15 protein-coding genes and 2 tRNA genes are annotated in these 16,763 nt (G+C 62.2%); 11 read left to right on the top strand and 6 right to left on the bottom strand.

Annotated elements, in window-relative coordinates; translation table 11 throughout:
- Window positions 1-115: 115 nt before the first annotated feature.
- The 7 genes from PG2093B_RS00480 to PG2093B_RS00450 all read left to right on the top strand — a co-directional run bounded on the left by PG2093B_RS00480 (window position 116) and on the right by PG2093B_RS00450 (window position 3,934).
- A complete protein-coding gene (locus tag PG2093B_RS00480) occupies window positions 116-403 on the top strand; it encodes a hypothetical protein (protein WP_129896665.1) in 288 nt (95 codons plus the stop codon).
- A gap of 21 nt (window positions 404-424) precedes the next feature.
- Window positions 425-613, top strand: coding sequence for a hypothetical protein (locus tag PG2093B_RS00475; protein WP_054320945.1), 189 nt, complete (start codon window positions 425-427; stop codon window positions 611-613).
- 61 nt (window positions 614-674) lie between these two features.
- The gene (locus PG2093B_RS00470) at window positions 675-992 is read left to right on the top strand and encodes a hypothetical protein (RefSeq protein WP_129896664.1); all 318 of its coding nucleotides are present in this window, start codon (window positions 675-677) and stop codon (window positions 990-992) included.
- Window positions 989-1,234 carry a hypothetical protein gene (locus tag PG2093B_RS00465; protein ID WP_129896663.1) on the top strand — a complete coding sequence of 82 codons (246 nt, stop codon included), beginning with the start codon at window positions 989-991 and terminating at the stop codon, window positions 1,232-1,234. The genes PG2093B_RS00470 and PG2093B_RS00465 overlap by 4 nt, the downstream gene beginning before the upstream one ends.
- Entirely contained in the window at window positions 1,231-1,842 is a 612-nt protein-coding gene (locus tag PG2093B_RS00460) for a hypothetical protein (RefSeq protein WP_054320942.1), read from the top strand. Before PG2093B_RS00465 ends, PG2093B_RS00460 begins: the two co-directional genes overlap by 4 nt.
- 161 nt (window positions 1,843-2,003) lie before the next feature.
- Window positions 2,004-2,846 carry a phage major capsid protein gene (locus PG2093B_RS00455; RefSeq protein WP_054320941.1) on the top strand — a complete coding sequence of 281 codons (843 nt, stop codon included), beginning with the start codon at window positions 2,004-2,006 and terminating at the stop codon, window positions 2,844-2,846.
- A gap of 461 nt (window positions 2,847-3,307) precedes the next feature.
- Window positions 3,308-3,934 (top strand): hypothetical protein, encoded by a 627-nt coding sequence (locus tag PG2093B_RS00450; RefSeq protein ID WP_129896662.1) that lies wholly within the window; start codon window positions 3,308-3,310, stop codon window positions 3,932-3,934.
- A gap of 199 nt (window positions 3,935-4,133) precedes the next feature.
- Here the strand turns inward: PG2093B_RS00450 and PG2093B_RS00445 are convergent.
- The 4 genes from PG2093B_RS00445 to PG2093B_RS00430 form a co-directional block, all read right to left on the bottom strand.
- A tRNA-Gly gene (locus tag PG2093B_RS00445) sits at window positions 4,134-4,207 on the bottom strand.
- A 56-nt stretch (window positions 4,208-4,263) separates the two neighbouring features.
- A complete protein-coding gene (htpX, locus tag PG2093B_RS00440; RefSeq protein WP_165369657.1) occupies window positions 4,264-5,250 on the bottom strand; it encodes a zinc metalloprotease HtpX in 987 nt (328 codons plus the stop codon).
- Window positions 5,251-5,279: 29 nt separating this feature from the next.
- Entirely contained in the window at window positions 5,280-6,350 is a 1,071-nt protein-coding gene (locus PG2093B_RS08910; protein WP_165369656.1) for a serine hydrolase, read from the bottom strand.
- A 122-nt stretch (window positions 6,351-6,472) separates the two neighbouring features.
- Complete coding sequence (locus PG2093B_RS00430) at window positions 6,473-7,927, bottom strand: FAD-dependent oxidoreductase (protein WP_129896661.1); 1,455 nt, start codon at window positions 7,925-7,927, stop codon at window positions 6,473-6,475.
- A 280-nt stretch (window positions 7,928-8,207) separates the two neighbouring features.
- On the opposite strand from PG2093B_RS00430, the gene PG2093B_RS00425 reads away from it, so the two are divergent.
- The gene (locus PG2093B_RS00425) at window positions 8,208-9,245 is read left to right on the top strand and encodes a hypothetical protein (RefSeq protein WP_129896660.1); all 1,038 of its coding nucleotides are present in this window, start codon (window positions 8,208-8,210) and stop codon (window positions 9,243-9,245) included.
- A 171-nt stretch (window positions 9,246-9,416) separates the two neighbouring features.
- Here PG2093B_RS00425 and PG2093B_RS00420 read toward each other — a convergent pair whose 3' ends face one another.
- Together PG2093B_RS00420 and PG2093B_RS00415 are read right to left on the bottom strand one after the other, a co-directional pair.
- Complete coding sequence (locus PG2093B_RS00420) at window positions 9,417-11,624, bottom strand: heavy metal translocating P-type ATPase (protein ID WP_129896659.1); 2,208 nt, start codon at window positions 11,622-11,624, stop codon at window positions 9,417-9,419.
- A 273-nt stretch (window positions 11,625-11,897) separates the two neighbouring features.
- The gene (locus PG2093B_RS00415) at window positions 11,898-13,766 is read right to left on the bottom strand and encodes a trypsin-like peptidase domain-containing protein (RefSeq protein ID WP_129896658.1); all 1,869 of its coding nucleotides are present in this window, start codon (window positions 13,764-13,766) and stop codon (window positions 11,898-11,900) included.
- Between the two features lie 214 nt (window positions 13,767-13,980).
- Between PG2093B_RS00415 and tgt the strand changes: the two genes are divergently transcribed.
- The 3 genes from tgt (at window position 13,981) to PG2093B_RS00400 (ending at window position 16,755) form a co-directional block, all read left to right on the top strand.
- Window positions 13,981-15,282 carry a tRNA guanosine(34) transglycosylase Tgt gene (gene tgt / locus PG2093B_RS00410; protein ID WP_129896657.1) on the top strand — a complete coding sequence of 434 codons (1,302 nt, stop codon included), beginning with the start codon at window positions 13,981-13,983 and terminating at the stop codon, window positions 15,280-15,282.
- Window positions 15,283-15,779: 497 nt separating this feature from the next.
- Window positions 15,780-15,862: transfer RNA gene (locus PG2093B_RS00405), tRNA-Leu, on the top strand.
- Between the two features lie 536 nt (window positions 15,863-16,398).
- Window positions 16,399-16,755 (top strand): cupin domain-containing protein, encoded by a 357-nt coding sequence (locus PG2093B_RS00400; RefSeq protein ID WP_129896656.1) that lies wholly within the window; start codon window positions 16,399-16,401, stop codon window positions 16,753-16,755.
- Window positions 16,756-16,763: the final 8 nt, after the last annotated feature.

Here is a 16,763-nt window from a genome sequence, read left to right as displayed (position 1 = left end):
ACCGGGCCAGAGGTTTTACAAACAGGTTTAACACGAGAGCCCAAGCAGCAGTAACAGGTTTAACAGTTTAACAGGTTTAACACCGCGGTGGGGACACCCAGAACAGGAGACAGCCATGCAGACCATCACATTGAACATGCACACAGTAAAAAACGGTATTTGTTTATGCAATAAAAAACATGTGAGCAAGACGCACCACGCCTATAAACCAGAAGAATTAAACACGTTGTCTTGGGTGTCATGCCCGCTGTGCGAACTCGCTAAGACCTGCGCGCAGATCGACACTACCGGGAATACGTCACCAGCACCGGCGCTCGCAGACCACGACGCTACCGAACCCGATAACGAACCGCCACCGGGCCGCACACGCGCTCGCTGGATACAACCCCCACTATTCGACTAACCCAAGAAAGGAATAACACCCATGACCGCACAGAAGCCCATATACAGCCGCCCCAGCGACGATGAACCATCGCCAAAAACGAAGCGGCATCATAAGCGCAACAGGCGCACCCACCAACGGGCCAAACGCCGCGCTCGCGAACTACGCGCCGAGAACGAGCTGCTACACCGTCGCCTAGCCGCGATCTACGACGCGCTCAACCTCGACTAGGCAAGGCCATAAAGAACAACCCCCGCCACAGATCGTGACGAGAGAAAGGAAATCAACAGCAATGACGACCATAGCAAAACAAGAGGCCAAAGGCGCCACAGCGAGAAAATCGAAGAAGCCGCTTGTAGTGCACATCGTCCGTAAAGGCGAGTTTGTCACCCTCTGCGGCGAACAAGTCACTCAAGAAGAAATACGGCATGCACGAAGACCTGCCATAGACGAGCAGATATGCAGATGCAACATATGTTCGGTAGCGCTCTATCTACAGGCCTTCGATATGTACGCGCCCAACGAAGCCACCGCAGTCAAGTTCGTAGAAGCCTGCTGGAGAAGGGAAGAAGCCAGAGCCGGACGATCATTCAAAGGAGGCGAACAATGAACAGCGAGCCGCTTGTCTTCCATTGTGTCGCGCGTATCGCGGACACGTTGAGCTATGAGACGCTGTGCGGCAGGACGGTGCACCGTGACTGCACGGGCGCGGCCAGTGACTTGCTCAACGAACAGATCGGGCTGGAGATACCCGGCCAGTATCTGACCTGCCCACAATGCGCACGCGCATACCAGTTAGCCAAAGGATACCGTGACGCGGCACTGACCATCACAGGAAACGAGGAGCAATGACCAACGAAGAACCCACCACCACTGAACCCACACCGGCCGACGCAACCCCCGAACAGGAGGCGCACAGCGAGGCGAACAACCCGCGTCTTGCGAAGGTGAGCGAGGAGGCGAAACGCTACCGGCTGCGGGTGCGGGAGCTTGAAAAGCAATTGGAGACGATCACGGGCGAACGGGACGCGTCCACGGCTTCCGTGCAGGAACTACGCGAACAGGCCAGTGAGACGGCGAAGCGGCATGACGAACAGGTGCAGGCCATGCGCATGGACATCATGGCAAGCGTGCTGGGTGCCACGGACGCCGCACGGAAAATGGACAAGACCGCGCTTGCGGAACTGTCCGACCGTTTGGGCGGTGTGCTCGCCGCCGACCCGGAGCTTGAACAGGCGTTCATGGCCGCGTTCGATGTCGAGAGCACGTCGGGCCGGTTGGAGCAACTGGGGCGGCTCGCCTCGCAGATCATCGAAACGGAACTCGAGGCGCACCCCTACATGCAGACACGCGAGAGGCTGAACCCGCTACGGCGAACCCCGACCGGCGGCATCGACCCCACACGCCCCACGACAGCGAACCCGATAGCGAAGGCGTTGGCTGACAAGATGCGCCGGTAACACAGCGCCCGTGGTATGCTGGAAGGCATGAAGCAACCCTGCGGGTTGCCTGTCAGAACGCCTGCGGCGAACTGTCTTACCCAAACAAGATAGTGCCGTGGGCGTTCCCTTTTCTTCCGCACCTTGGGGCGTTGCGGCACACGACTGAAAGAGTGAAAGCAATGACCTTCAACACCACAGAAAACAAGGGCCTGTTTCCTGATGTGACCAGCATCGAGCCGGTGCAGGCGATCCCGGACGCGCTGATCTTCACGCTTGCCCAGAACGCGGGCGTCATCAAGGGCGACAGCCAGACGGCGCGCATCGCCTATGTGAGCGACGACGCGGACGCGGACTACTACAAGGAAGGCGCCAAGATCGAGGCGAAGGCCCCGCAGGTGAGCGAACTTATCGTGCCGACCAAGAAGATCGCCATCGTCACCGTAGCGTCGAACGAGGCATACGGCAACGATGGCGTGCCGGGCCTGCTGAGCAAGAGCCTTCAGAACAGCATCATCAAGAAGGCCGATAGGGCGTTCCTGTCCGAAGCGGCACCCGCCGAGGGGACGGTGGGCACCACCGGATTGGCCAACCTCACCGGCTTGGCGGACGGCGGCACGCTGACCGATTCCCTAGACCCGTTCATCGACGCGATCGCCACATGCAGCCAGAACGGCGGCACGCCTTCAACGATCGTCATGGGCTTCGATTCTTGGGCGTATCTGCTCAAGCTCAAGGACAAGAACGGGCGCGCGTTCATCGGTGCCGACGTCGCCAACAGCGCCACGCCTGTACTGTTCGGCCTGCCGGTGGTACTCAATGGGCAGGCGGCGGCAGGCACCGCCCTTGTGCTTGACACCACGCAGATTCTTTGCTCTCATGGAAACATCGAGCTCGCGGTGTCCGAAGATGCGTTCTTCAGCAACGATGCGACCGGCGTGCGCGTCACGTTCCGTTTCGGCTTCGGCGTGACACGACCGAACCGAATCGTGAAGATCAAGGTCGGCGCCACCGCGAATAACTAGCACTGAAGCGAAGCGTCGACAGCGAACAGGAAAGCGAGACGAAGGCAAGCGAACGATTCAAAGGCAAACCGAAGCGAACATTTCATGCGACGGCAGTCGCGCGCGAAGAACGCGAACGTTCGCGCTCGAGATGAAGAAAGGCAAGTGAAACCATGAACGCTGACCGTGGCGGAGACCGTACCGGGCTGGGGGTGGACTCCCGAAAAGGCCTCACTAGAACCGCGGGATAGCAGGAAAGATCATGCGTACGCCCCAGTCTTGTTTTTTCGGCACGGGCCGGTTTTGATACGCCGGCCCGTGTTCGCGTTTTCACGGGCCGTTTTTGCGCCTCTGGGGGTGGTTCCTTGTTTCGCGGCCACGCTGGAAGGTCTGGGCCACACCATCTCTTTAGCTCTGTAACGTTTTAAGAGAAACGTTGATATACCTTTGAGTTAAGCTCTGTCACGTTATATAATGTTGGCATGAACCACTGCGAACACTGCGGCAAGATCATACCCACCAACGAGGGACGCGGGAGGGCTCGCCAGTACTGCGACGCGACATGCAGGCAACGCGCCCGCCGTGAGGGCTTGAAGACGCCACCATGGCAGATGCTCATGGAAACCCGCTGGGTGCGCTGGAAGCCCATAGAGCGAAGCGGCAAGATCACGAAGATGCCCATACAGCCGGACGGCCTGCCCGCCTCGAGCACCGACCCCGCGACGTGGACTGACTACGAGATAGCCGAGAGTTCACACGCCGGCGTTGGTATGGGCTTCGTATTGGGCGACGGCTTCGCGTGCATCGACCTTGACCACTGCTACGACAAGCGCAACCACTTGGCCGAGTGGGCGCGCCAGTTCGTCGCCATCGCCGGTGACACGTTCATCGAGATCAGCCCCAGCGGCGACGGCCTGCACATCTGGGGCTTGTGTGAGCCGCGCAAGGGCCTGAAGGTGCGCGAGGGCGGTATGAACATCGAAGCGTACTCGCAGGGCCGCTACATCACCGTGACCGGACGCCCCTACAAGACCAGCACACGCCGCCTCGCGGACATCACCATGTTGTTCGACCTCACCGAGACGATCGCCAGAAAAGCCGGCATGTGAGGGTGCCCCCATACCGTCGCGAATCGCTACGGTATTCCATTCCCGACGGCGACATGCCGCGAAGAAAAACGCAAAAAACGATGCTCGCGAAGACGTCAAGGGCACTTCATCTTCAGGTGTCTGGTACCGTTTTGGTACCTTTTAACTCATTCCAGCAAAGCAAAACGGCTGAAATCGTTGGAAATCAGCCGTTTTCGAGTGGAGCGGATGACGGGAGTCGAACCCGCCTCTAAAGCTTGGGAAGCTTTCGTTCTACCGATGAACTACATCCGCAAGCGACCGCTCGCGCAGTCACAAGAAGATAGCGTACCACACGCACTGACCCAGCACTACCGCCGGTAGCCGGTCTGCGAATACGGCTGCGCATAGCCCGGGCCGACTTCGCCGGTCGTCATGCCCGCGTTCACACCCGGCGCACCCATCGCCGCCGCCATCTGCTGCAGGCGCGCGATGCGGTCCGAAGTCGGTGGATGCGTGGAGAACATCTTGGAAATCCCCTGCGCGGAGAACGGCGATTCGATCATCATCGCCGCCACGGAGCGGTCGGTCGCGGTCGGTGGCATCGGGCTCGCTGCCACACCGTTCTCGATTTTGTACAGCGCCGAGGCGAGCGCCAACGGATCGCCTGTGAGCACACTGCCGTCTTCGTCCGCGTCATATTCGCGTGTGCGAGAAATCGCCATCTGGATGAGCGACGCCGCAATCGGCGCGAGAATGACGCTCAGCATTGCGCCGACTGCGCCCAACACGCCGGCGCCGTTGTCCGAATCGCGGTTCGAGCGCGTGGAATTGCCGAAGTACATGAGCGAATAGCCCAAATACGAGATGACCGTGGCCATCGCGCCCGCAATCGCCGACGTGCGGATGTCGTGGTTGTACACGTGCATCAGCTCATGCCCGAGCACGCCGCGGATCTCGCGCTCGTCCAGGATTCGCAGAATGCCCTGCGTACAGCAGACCGCCGCATGCCGCTCGTTGCGGCCGGTCGCGAACGCGTTCGGCGTGGCCGTCGGCGCGACATAGATGCGCGGCATCGGCTTGCCCGCCTTCTGCGACAGCTCGCGCACAATGCGGTAGAGTTCCGGCGCCTGCTGTTCGGTCACCGGTTGCGCGTGCATCGACGCGATCGCGAGCTTGTCGGAGAACCAATACGAGACGAACGTCGTGCCCAATCCGATAAGCACGTAGTACCCGAGCGTGTTGACGCTCGCGCCTGTGGCCCACCAGATGATCATGATGATCGCCCACATGATTGCAAAGAGCAGCGCGGTTTTCAGCCCATTGTAATGATTGTGCAGTTGCGTTTTCCCGTTCATAGCCCCAGTCTACGGCAAGGGTCGCGCGTTCACGCGGCGCGCATGGCGTCGTCGACGGTCTGCGCGAGCGCGGTGAGCAAGTCGTCGCGCGCGCACGCGTTCGTGAGCATGGCGAGCACATAGCCCTGCGGCTTTCCGCTCAGCTGCATGGAACCGGCCGGGATCACAATGCCCGCGTCATTGTACGCGTACAGATTGCCTTCACCGTAGATCCAGCCGGCCTTCGACGCGACGACCTCGCTCTCGCCGTGCACTGCGGCGATCGACGAGTTGAGCGAACCGCGCATCTGCTGCGCGAGCCATGCGCGCCCCTGCACATCCGCCGCGTCCGCCGGAGCACCGAACAGGTAGTCGTAGCTGTTGACCCACATGCGCGCCAGGTCGATGGCGGTGACGTCGCCGTAATACCCATTGAGACCCGTGGTCGCGCCGGTGCCCGCGAGCCACTGCATGGTGGGCGCCGCGCCGAACCGCTTGTACAGCGCCTCGTACGTGTCGTTGTCCGAGACCTGCAGCGTCTGCGTGATGAGCCGGTTGAGCCCGGCCGCGCCGGCGGTCGCGGACGTGGCGACGGCATTGATGTCGACTGCGCCGGTCTGCGCGAGCGAGACGATGTACGGCGCCTTGATCGACGACGCCGTGTACATGGGCGTGCCGCCGTACGACGCGATGGCGGCGCCGGTGCGCATGTCGACGACCACGAACGACGCCTGATAACCCTGCGCGCGGAAGTCCTCGATGCGCTCCATGAGCTGCGAGCGTTGCATCTCGTTGAGCTCCACGCCCGCGGATGCGAGTGTCGACGTGCCGTCCAGCTGGTTGAGATTGGCGAACGCCGCCGGCACAACCTGCGCGAGCGTGGGCGTGGGCGTGATCGTGGGGGTCGGCGAAGGCGAGACGGTCGGCTGGGCCTGCGACTGCATGGTCGCGGTGGCCGATGCGGACGGCGCCGCCGCCGATGCAGTGGTCTGATGCACCGCCACACCCATGCTCGCAGCGGAAAACGCCGTCACGAGCAGGGCGCTGAGGAACACGGTCTTCCACCGCGAAGCCGATTGCGTATGCCGCACGATGGCGTTGTCGAGCTGCGCATCGGTCATTGGAGGAATGTTGTTACGCCCCTGCGCCGACCGCTCACTTCGATGCATCTTCCCGCACCCGTTCCCATGACTACCTGGATGACAAAACTCTCGAGACAACTATAGGCAACGGGCGCGAAGAATCAGTCCGCGATGTCGTGCGCGAGCTTGCGGAACTGCTCGGGGTCGATCACCTTCTTGTGCTCGCGGCCCTCCTTCGCGCCTTCCGCGCGTTCATACGCGTCGATGCGCTTCCAGCCGGCGAAATCGATCGGCTTGATGCCGCGCTCGGCGAGCAGGCGGTCGATCGATTCGGGGTCGCGGTCGGCGGCGAGCTGCGCACGCTCCTTCGCCGCGGACAGATCCTCAAGCATGTTCGTCACGATGAGCAGGGCGTCCGACTTCGTGGAGCCGATCAGGCCCACCGGGCCGCGCTTGGCCCAGCCGGTGGCGTAGAGGCGCTCGCGCACGTCGGGCGTCTCGTGGTCCACGGTGATGCGGCCGTCGCCATTCGCGTTGGCCAGATGCGCGCCGCGTTCGTCGTAGGCGATGCCCGGTACGGATTCCGGCTGGTAGCCGATCGCATGGTAAACGGCCTGCACCGGGTAGTCGGTGAATTCGCCAGTGCGGTGCATCACGCCGTCGGCACCTGTTTCGGTGCGCTCGACGCGGATGCCCACGACCTTGCCGTCTTCGCCGAGTATCTCGGTCGGCGCGCTGTTGAAGTGCACATAGTATTTGCGGTCGGCTGGGTTGCCTTCGAAGTCGATGTCACCATCGTCTTCCATATCCTCGGCCATCTCGCGGATCGCGAACAGTTCCTCGACCATCTGGCGGGTCAGCTTGTCTTTGCCTGCCTCCTCGATCGTGTCGTCGTCGAGTTCGAAGTCGTCTTCGTCGATGATGAGCTGCACGCCGGGCAGTTTCTCCATTTCACGCAGCTCCTGCACCGAGAACTTCGCCTGCGCCACGCCACGGCGGATGAACAGGTGCAGGACCTTCGCCTTGTTGCGCGCAATGCCCTCATACACGTTGTCGGGAATGTCGGTGCGGGCCTTGAGGTCGTCGGCGTTGCGCATGAGTTCGCGCGCCACGTCCATCGCCACGTTGCCGCCGCCGATCACGGCGACTTCCTCGGCTTCGAGCGGCCATTCGCGCACGCCCGTCGGGTAGCCGTCGTACCACTCGACGAACTTTGCTGCGCCGTACACGCCCTCGAGGTCGGCGCCCGGGATGCGCAGCGGCTTGTCTTTGATCGCGCCGGTCGCGAAGAGCACGGCGTCATAGCGTTCGAGCAGGTCCTCGAGCGTCACGTCCTTGCCGAACTCCACGTCGCAGTACAGGTGGATGTTCGGATTGTCGAGCGTCTTTTCGAGCGCCGACGCGATGAACTTGATCGACGGGTGGTCAGGGGCCACGCCGTAGCGCACCAGACCAAACGGCACCGGCAGCTTTTCGAACAGGTCGATGCGCGCGTTGGTGCCCAGGCCCAGTTCGTCGCCGAGCTTGGCGAGCTGGCGCAGGAAAATGTCGGAAGAGTAGACGCCGGCGGGGCCCGCGCCGATTACAGCAATACGAAGTTCAGAATCTTGAGTCACGGAACTCTAGAGTAGTCGACGAGGGCGAACGATGGAAGAGGGGTGTGCGGCAGTCTGTTTTCGCTGTTTTCGCTGTTTTCGGCGGTGTTTTCGCCGTCCCTGCCAGCGTTTTCGCTGTTTTGGTCACATTTTGGCTTGATTAGCCACCAAAACAGCGAAAACACTGACACAAACAGCGAAAACAGCGCGCGCTATCCACATTTGCGCAGGCGCACGGGGCGTCCGACCACAGCGGGCGTGTGGGCTGGCCCCGCCGCGGCGGGTGCAGTAGCGTACCCGCATGAGCAGAACGACCAGAGTGCAAATCGACTCCCTGATACGGCAGGCGGCCGCGGAGCAGCGGTGCGTCGTCGGCACAACGCGCCCTGTGCAACGCGGGTTGCAGCGCATGTGCCGGCAGGGACTGATGGTCAGCCCATACATCAACCTGTACTGCCCCGCCGAACCATGGCAGACGATGAGCGGTTGCGAGCGCCACCTCCATATACTGCGCGCGCTCCAGCTCAACCACGATTGGACGGCCGCCGGCGAATCCGCGGTGGAGGCGCATGGGCTGCCGCACCCGTGGTCCATGCATGAAGGACTGATCACCATCGCCAGCGCGCACACCAGCAGCAACCCATACGGCGGAAAACGCTACAGCACATGCCGCAATGCTCCTGCCACGGCCATGCCTGTGCGTGGTTCGCGGCAACCACTGCGCAGGATATTCGTGTGCGGTGATGAGCCGGTCGTCGTCAATGGCGTGCGCGCCACGTCCCTGCCGCGTACGGTGGTGGACGCCGTGATGCTCGGCACATTCGAATCGTCGATGGAGATCATCAACCATGTGCTGGGCCATGGGCTGACGGAAAGTGAGCTGCGCGCGTACTGCGCCGGTCGGCGCATGGACCATGCGCGCATCGAAAGCGTGCTGACCTACGCGAATCCGCTTGCGGAGAATGGCGGCGAATCACTGGTGTACGCGACGATCATCCGCGCGGGATTCGCGATTCCCGAATTGCAGTGCGAGTTCGAGAACTTCGACCACCCGGACTATCCACTCCGCGTCGACTTCCTGTGGCGCACCGACGATGGACGCATGATCGTGCTCGAATATGACGGGCTACGCAAATACCAGGATCCGACGATGACCCGGCATGCGCTGCAAGAGAACATCACCCGGCAGGCGTCGCGCGATCAGACGCTGCTCGCCCAGCATGTGACGAAGATTGTGCATTGCTTTGCCGAAGACGTGTACCAGCCTGAGCGGCTCATCGCCAAGCTGGAGCAGGCAGGTGTGCCGCGCCTCCCGCAACCGCGCGCGCTCCCCTTCTGAGCGCTCTCTCGCTTCTTCCCATCCATTGCCGACATACCTATGCTCCACCCCCTATGAATTCGCTGTTTTGGTCAGTGTTTTCGCTGTTTTGGTCACTTATCAAGCTAAAAAGTGACCAAAACGGCGAAAACACCGCCGAAAACAGCGAAAACGCAATCCGGAGGCAGCGGCTTAGTCCCTGTCGAACAGGGCGGTGAGCGCCCACAGGATCGACACAACGTCGATGCCCTCCTGCAGGAACGCGCCCACAACCACCGGAATCAGGTTGAACGCCGCGCACACCATGCCTACAATCGCGAGCGCAAGACCCACGCACACCGCCTGCAGCATGATGCGCTTGGTGCGGCGCGCAATGGAGATGGCCCGCGGCACGCACGCGATGTCGTCGTTCATGATGACGACCTGTGCGGATTCCGACGCGGCGGTCGAAGTGCCGTCGGTCATGGCCATGCCGATGTCCGCCACGGCGAGCACCGGCGCATCGTTCACACCGTCGCCGACCATCATCGTGACCGGACGGTGCATGGATTCGCCGAGCAGCTTGGTCATGGCGCGGTCCCACCACGGGTCCTTGCCCTTCGCCGCTTCTTCGGAGGCTTCGCGCACCGCGTTCACCTTGTCTTCGGGCAACAGCTCATAGCGCACGTCGGTGATGCCGACTTCGTTCGCGATGATCATCGCCGAGGCCTTCTTGTCGCCGGTGACCATAGTCAGGTCGTCGATACCGAGCTCGTGGAGCTTGTCGATGGACTTGCGCGCATTGGCTCGCGGCACATCGCGCAGCACGATGCGGGCCGCGAGCTTGCCGTCGATGGCGATGTACGTGGCCATCTCGTCGGGCTCGAGTTGCGTGGGCCACAGCTGCGCCGCCTTGTGGTCCTCGCGCTCCATCTCCTTTTCGTTGGCTTCGGCCTCCTGCGCGTTGTGCGCGGTGGCCGAGGCAATCTGTTCGCCCATCACGTAGGCGAAGCGGCCCACGCACACCGGGTGGCCGTCCACGGTGCCGGAGACGCCTTTGCCCGCGTCTTCCACGATATTGCCCACCACAGGGTAGTTTTCGATTGGATCGGGCAGTTCACCAGCGGCAGTGCGCGGATTGCGGTGGCCGATGCGCGCGCTCTTCGGCACGCGGTGCAGACGCTCCATCGCCTCTTTGCCCGCTTCGGTGATGCCTTTGGCGAGTACGTGCACGGAGTAGCTTTCGATCACACCGGCCATGAGCAGGATCTCGTCTTCGGTGAGGCTCGCAGGAGCATCCTTCGCCTTCTGCACGCCCACCACGCGCGGCTGTTTGACGGTCAGTGTGCCGGTCTTGTCAAAGAAGATGTGCGTGACGCGCCCCAGGTTCTCAAGTACGTCCTGCGCTTTGATGAGGATGCTCGCTTTGGCGAGACGACCTGTGCCGGCCACATACGCGACCGGCGCCGCGATGAGCAACGGGCAGGGTGTGGCGAGCACAAGCACCTGGGCGAATCGCAGTGGCGTGCCGGAGACCGCCCATGCGATGCCGGCGATGAGGAACGAGATGATGGTGAACGGCACCGCGAGCATGTCCGCGGTGCGCACGACGGCCGCGCGCGAATCCTGCGCGGACTGGACGAGCTTGAGGATCTGCTGGTACTGCGAATCCTTGGCGAGCGAGGTGGTGCGGATCATCATCGTCGTCGAGCCATTGATGGAGCCCGAGAGCACTTTTGCACCGGAAAACACCGTGCGTGGCACCGGCTCGCCGTTGATGTTGCTCAGGTCGAGCGTGGCGGAGCCGGAGAGGAGCGTACCGTCGACCGGCACAATCTCGCCCGGCAGCACGAGCAGTACGGAGCCGAGCTTCACCTCGTCGACCGGCACGGTCGTGAAGTGCCCGCTGCCAGCGTCGATCTTCTCGCCGCTGCGCTGCGCGTCGGCGATTGCCTGCTGCACCGCGCGGAAGCCTTCGGAGTCGGTGCTCGTGCCAGCGCCGGTCACACCAGGCAGAGTGACCACGTGCGCCTGTTGGGGAGCGGCTTTGATGAGCGCGGTCAGATTGCCGCGCGCCTTGGCCTGCGCGTAGGATTCGATGGCGTCGCCCGAGGCCACCATGAGCGTAACGGCCCATGCCGCCCAGTACTGCTGCACCGCCACGGTGGAGGCAAGCGCCACGACCGCCAGCAGGTCCACGCCTACATGGCCTTCGCGCAGGCTCTTGACCATTTCACGGATGCTGGTGAAGATGGTCCATGCCACAAGCAGGATCACGATCCACTCGCCCACACCGGGGTCGAATGCGGAAGGAATGTGGCCCCAAGGGCGCCACGAGGGGATGAGCGCCAGGGGAATCGCCGCCAGGATCACAATCGGCAGCAATGGCACTTCTTTACAAAGATCGATGATTTTTTTCATCGCATCTCCTTACGGTCCGGTATCTCCATGCATGCGACGCAACGCCACATGCACCAATCACGCCTTGTTAACCCACCGAATGGCGCATGGTGTAACGCATTCGATACACGGCGTAAAAAGATTGCATTGTCTTCAGTTATACGGGTCACCCTAGCAACATCCATGAGACAACTCAACTTGGGTGCGGTCCCGGAATGGGGCGAGTCCCGCCGCTCCCCATGCGGGGGAACGGCGGGACTCGTGTGGATCGGACTACTGAGCCGGCGGCACGCCTTAGCGCAGCAGGCCCTCGAAGGGGTTGATCAGCCCGTCGCCGTCGCCCAAACCATCGTTGCCATTGTCGTTCTGGTTGCGCTGCTGGTTCTGGTTGCCGGACTCCTGGCGGTTTGTGCCGTTCACGGCGTCTTCGGCCTTGTCGAACTTCACATCGAGTTCGAGTGTCTTGCCGTCACGCACCACCGTGAGCTTGGCGGTCGAATCCATGGCGGCGGCACGCACAAATCCCAGGAGCGAGTAGTTGTCGCTGACGGCCAGGCCGTTGAAGCCCACAATGGTGTCACCCACCTTGACGCCGGCCTGCTGTGCCGGGCCGCCGTCCACCACGGCCTTGACCACTGCGCCGCCGCGCGTCACGCCGTCCGCCGTCACAGTGCCGCTCTGGATCGTGACGCCGAGCGCCACATGCTGCACCTTGCCGTTCTTGATGATCTCGTTGGCCACACGCTTGACGAGGTTCGACGGGATGGCGAAGCCGATGCCGATCGAACCTGCCGATTCCGAGCTGGACGCCATCGAGGCGATCGAGGAGTTGATGCCGATCACCTGGCCGGCCGCGTTGAACGTCGGGCCGCCCGAATTGCCGGGGTTGATCGCGGCGTCGATCTGCACCGCGTTCGTCACAATCTGCGTGTTGTCTTCGTCCATCACGGTCACCGGGCGGTTGAGCGCGGAGACGATGCCGGTCGTCACGGTGCCGTCGTAACCCAGCGGGTTGCCGATCGCCATGACCGGCTCACCGGGGGCCAGATCGTCGGAGTTCGCGAACTCGACCGCGGTCAGGTCGCTCGGCGGATTCTCGAGCTTGATCACGGCGAGGTCGGTCGTGGTGTCGGTGCCCACGGTCTTGGCTTCGTACAGGTCGCCGTTGTCAAGCGTCACGACGATGCGCTGCGCGCCGGAAACCACGTGGTTGTTGGTCACGATGTTGCCGTCTTTGTCAAGGATCGCGCCAGTGCCCTGCGAGACGCCGTTCTGCAGCTGGGTCTGGATCGACACCACGGACTTCGAGACCTTGTTGGAGACCGCGGTCCAGTCGGGCGTTTCGCCGCCTTCGACCTTCGCCGTGCCTTCGCCGCCCTTGTTGGTGGACAGGCTGGTCATCGAACCCGAACCCGGGACATTCACCCAACCGTTGGCCAGGGCCGCATACCCCAGACCAAGGCAGATCGCGGCGGTGACCACTGCGGCCACCACGGCCACGAGCACGTTGTTCGGCGTGCGCTCGGCCTGTTTCATCGGCGCGCTGTACGGGTTGTTCGGGCCGCCGAATGAGTTCTGGCCGTGCGGCGCGGTGGGGCCGGTCGGCGTACTGCCGCCGGGCTGCTGCCCCGCGGGTGCGCCATTGCCCGGCTGTTGCCCGACCGGCTGGCCGAACAGCCCGCCAAACGGCTGCGTGGGCTGCTGCTGACGCTGGTTCTGGTCTTGGTATGGCAGACCGAACGGCGGCATCTGCTGGGTCGGTTGCGTCGAGGGATTCGCCGCGGGCTGATGAGACGCCGGGGTCTGCCCCGGGCGGAACGCACCGTACTGCGGGGCCGGGCGGTACGGGCCGCTTGGCGATTCGAGCGGCGAGAGGTCTCCATCATCCTGGATGGACGTCGGCTTCTCGCCGTCAGTGCCGTTGGCCCCGGAAGCAGCCGGTGTCACGGTCACCGGCGACGGATTGCCGGCGTCGGAAGCGCCGTCGAACGCGGAGGTGTCATGTGCGTCCGTCTGCGCGCCCGACGTGGCTGGCGGCAGCGGTGCAGTGCCCTGCACGCCTGCGCTCGGCGATGTGGGCGCGGTGTGCGGCGCGGTCGGATCGGTGCCATGGTCCGCGGGGTCGCCGGGCGCGCCCCACGGGGTGTTGTGTTCGTCAGTCATGACGCTCCATTCCTTGAAGTTCTCATTCACGTATATCGTTCGCTTCCCTCGATCGTAACCGCACAATCGTTGCAATTACGCCGTTGGTTGAAGCACTGTCTTTTAGTTAAAACGTCAGTGCTGGAAGTTTCCTGAACGTTTCTTGAAAACTGCGAACATATCGTTTGAAGAAATCGTGGATTCCATCTACACCGGCCCATCTACAGTGGTCAGCATGACAAGTCTTCTCGCACATCCGCGCGGCGCGGAGCCCGGACAGCCGGGCGACCGCTCCGCATTTTTCTTCGAACAGCACACCCGCCTCGCTGATTCCCCCACCGGCAAAGGGCGCGGCGGCGCGCGCTACGGCCGCACCGGCGTGATCCACACGCCGCACGGCGACATCCGCACGCCCGCGTTCGTGCCGGTGGCCACGCAGGCCGCGATGAAGGCGGTGCTGCCCGAGTCGATGGTGCAGCTGGGCGCGCAATGCCTGCTGTCCAACGCGTTCCACCTGTACGAGCGGCCCGGCGAAGACGTGCTCGACGAGGCCGGCGGACTTGCGAAGTTCATGAACTGGGACGGCCCCACGTTCACCGACTCCGGCGGATTCCAAGTGCTGTCGCTCGGCGCGGGATTCAAGAAGACGCTCGCGATGGACACGACCGACATGAAATCGGACGACGTGATCGCCAAAGGCAAGGAGCGCCTGGCGTTCGTGGATGAGGACGGCGTCACGTTCAAATCGCCGCTCAACGGGTCGCTGCACCGCTTCTCCGCGGAAATCTCCATGAACATCCAGCACAAGATCGGCGCCGACATCATGTTCGCGTTCGACGAGCTGACGACGCTCATGAACACGCGTCGCTATCAGGAGAATTCCGTCGAGCGCACATTCCGCTGGGCGCGCCGGTGCGTGGACGAGCACAAGCGCCTCACCGAGTCGCGCGTGGGCAAGCCGTACCAAGCGCTCTACGGCGTGGTGCAGGGCGCGAATTACGAGGACCTGCGCCGGCACGCCGCCCAGCAGATCGCGTCGCTCGACTTCGACGGCGTGGGCATTGGCGGCGCCATGGAAAAACGCATCATCGGTGACATCTGCGCGTGGATCTGCGACGAGATGCCGCAGGAGCGGCCGCGGCATGTGCTCGGCATCGCCGCGGTGGACGACATCTTTGCATGCGTGGAGAACGGCGGCGATACCTTCGACTGCGTCGCGCCCGCGCGTTGCGCGCGCAATGGTGCGATCTTCACGCGCGATGGCCGGTACAACATCAAACGCGCGCAGTTCAAACACGACTTCGGCCCGCTCGAGGACGGCTGCGCATGTTACACATGCACGCACTATTCGCGCGCGTACGTGGACCACCTGCTGCGCGCGCGGGAGATGAACGGATTCACGCTCGCCACGATCCACAACGAGTATTTCTTCGTGCATCTGCTCGACGACATCCGCGCGTCGATTGACGGCGGGTATTTCGACGAGTTCCGCGACGCGACGCTCGCGCGCTTCTACGCGAACGGCTCGCGTGGGTGAAGGCGAACGGGCAACACCAGCACCAATGTACGCCGCGCTTAGGGTAAGACGCAGCGTACGGGTGTATCTCGCTTACGCGAGTGCCATAATCGGCCACCTTCGAGTATCGATGTCCCATACCCTTGGAATTTCGCCATTGTTCGAAGCCAATACTCGTCGGCACCGCATATAAAGCACTCGCGTAAGCGAGATACAATCCGCATCCCTGCAGGTTTCCGCCCAATCCACTAAAAACGCCAATGCGGGCGAAATACACGTTCTGCCGAGAGTGCCCATACAAGGCGGAAATATGGGCCGGGCTATTTAGCGGTCTCCCACTGCCCACAAAACGCCCCACCTCAATGTGATGAACTATGTAGAATACCTCCGCAGCCCCACATCCTCTTCAGGAGCATCCCGTCTGGGCAAAAGCAGCCACCATGGTCAGCACCTTGCGGACCAACGCAACACGCCGAATTGCACTAATCGACGGTGTAGTGTAGGGTAGCTCTTTGTCTGCGAGCGTGGCGGAATGGTAGACGCGCTGTCTTCAGGTGGCAGTGAGCGTATGCTCGTGCGGGTTCAAGTCCCGCCGCTCGCACTCTTTGAAAACGGCTGATTTCCAACGAAATCAGCCGTTTTGCGTTGCGGGCGCAGACCAAGAGGCGACATCTTGGCGACAACCATGCGAGGAGCGGCGGGACTTGAACCCGCACGACTGCCTACATCCGCCGACGCCCCTGAACCTTCGTCGCTACGGGTAGTGGAAAACGGCCCAAACCATGTTGTTTTTCGACAAACATACACCACCCGTAGCAATAGAGGTTCAACAAGCCGATCGCACTCAGACAACTCCCTTTGTCGACACTACCCATAGCAATAGGGAATCAACGTTTCGAATACGTACGAATTTTACGCGCAGCGGCAAGGGCTGCGTACAATTCATACGTTCGAGAGGCCATTGCCGCAAGAATTTTACGCAAAATATGGCTCTTGCGTAAAAATCATACGCAAACAGACCGTTTTGCACGATAGTTTTACGCAAACAAGGGCACGGTGCGTACAATTCGTACGCTATTGACCTTCTGGCACATGACCCACATGATGGAGGGAACCATCTATGCCAAGGAGGATGCCATGAATACCGACGAATCACAGATGCAAGTACTGCCAGACCTCACGAACATGGTGAGCGTGCAACCGGAGGCCACGGTCTCACGCACCGTGATGCATACCGAAGGGGGCAACGTGGTGCTGTTCTCGTTCGACACCGGCCAGCAGCTGAGCGAGCACACCGCCGCCATGCCGGTGTTTGTGCAAGTGCTGAGCGGCCGCCTGCTCATCAAGGGCGGCGATGACGAACAGGAAGTGGCCCCAGGCGAGCTCGTCTACTTCCCCATCCGCTTACCGCATGCGATCACCGCGCTCGAACCTTCGGTGATGATGCTCACGATGATCACCCCCGCCCGCGCCCACAACGCCATTGACGCGTAGCCACACAA

Origin of the sequence: Bifidobacterium pseudolongum subsp. globosum (assembly GCF_004155535.1) — a bacterium.
Classification (GTDB): Bacteria; Actinomycetota; Actinomycetes; order Actinomycetales; family Bifidobacteriaceae; genus Bifidobacterium; species Bifidobacterium pseudolongum_C.
The sequence above is the reverse complement of the archived record's forward strand: the minus strand, read 5'-3'. Positions and strand labels throughout refer to the sequence as shown.

What these genes read in the sequence shown, in the direction of transcription:
- PG2093B_RS00480 (WP_129896665.1), top strand. Translation starts at nt 116, where the DNA reads ATGCAGACCATCACATTGAACATGCACACAGTAAAAAACGGTATTTGT.
- PG2093B_RS00475 (WP_054320945.1), top strand. Translation starts at nt 425, where the DNA reads ATGACCGCACAGAAGCCCATATACAGCCGCCCCAGCGACGATGAACCA.
- PG2093B_RS00470 (WP_129896664.1), top strand. Translation starts at nt 675, where the DNA reads ATGACGACCATAGCAAAACAAGAGGCCAAAGGCGCCACAGCGAGAAAA.
- PG2093B_RS00465 (WP_129896663.1), top strand. Translation starts at nt 989, where the DNA reads ATGAACAGCGAGCCGCTTGTCTTCCATTGTGTCGCGCGTATCGCGGAC.
- PG2093B_RS00460 (WP_054320942.1), top strand. Translation starts at nt 1,231, where the DNA reads ATGACCAACGAAGAACCCACCACCACTGAACCCACACCGGCCGACGCA.
- PG2093B_RS00455 (WP_054320941.1), top strand. Translation starts at nt 2,004, where the DNA reads ATGACCTTCAACACCACAGAAAACAAGGGCCTGTTTCCTGATGTGACC.
- PG2093B_RS00450 (WP_129896662.1), top strand. Translation starts at nt 3,308, where the DNA reads ATGAACCACTGCGAACACTGCGGCAAGATCATACCCACCAACGAGGGA.
- htpX (WP_165369657.1), bottom strand. Translation starts at nt 5,250, where the DNA reads ATGAACGGGAAAACGCAACTGCACAATCATTACAATGGGCTGAAAACC.
- PG2093B_RS08910 (WP_165369656.1), bottom strand. Translation starts at nt 6,350, where the DNA reads ATGACCGATGCGCAGCTCGACAACGCCATCGTGCGGCATACGCAATCG.
- PG2093B_RS00425 (WP_129896660.1), top strand. Translation starts at nt 8,208, where the DNA reads ATGAGCAGAACGACCAGAGTGCAAATCGACTCCCTGATACGGCAGGCG.
- PG2093B_RS00420 (WP_129896659.1), bottom strand. Translation starts at nt 11,624, where the DNA reads ATGAAAAAAATCATCGATCTTTGTAAAGAAGTGCCATTGCTGCCGATT.
- PG2093B_RS00415 (WP_129896658.1), bottom strand. Translation starts at nt 13,766, where the DNA reads ATGACTGACGAACACAACACCCCGTGGGGCGCGCCCGGCGACCCCGCG.
- tgt (WP_129896657.1), top strand. Translation starts at nt 13,981, where the DNA reads ATGACAAGTCTTCTCGCACATCCGCGCGGCGCGGAGCCCGGACAGCCG.
- PG2093B_RS00400 (WP_129896656.1), top strand. Translation starts at nt 16,399, where the DNA reads ATGAATACCGACGAATCACAGATGCAAGTACTGCCAGACCTCACGAAC.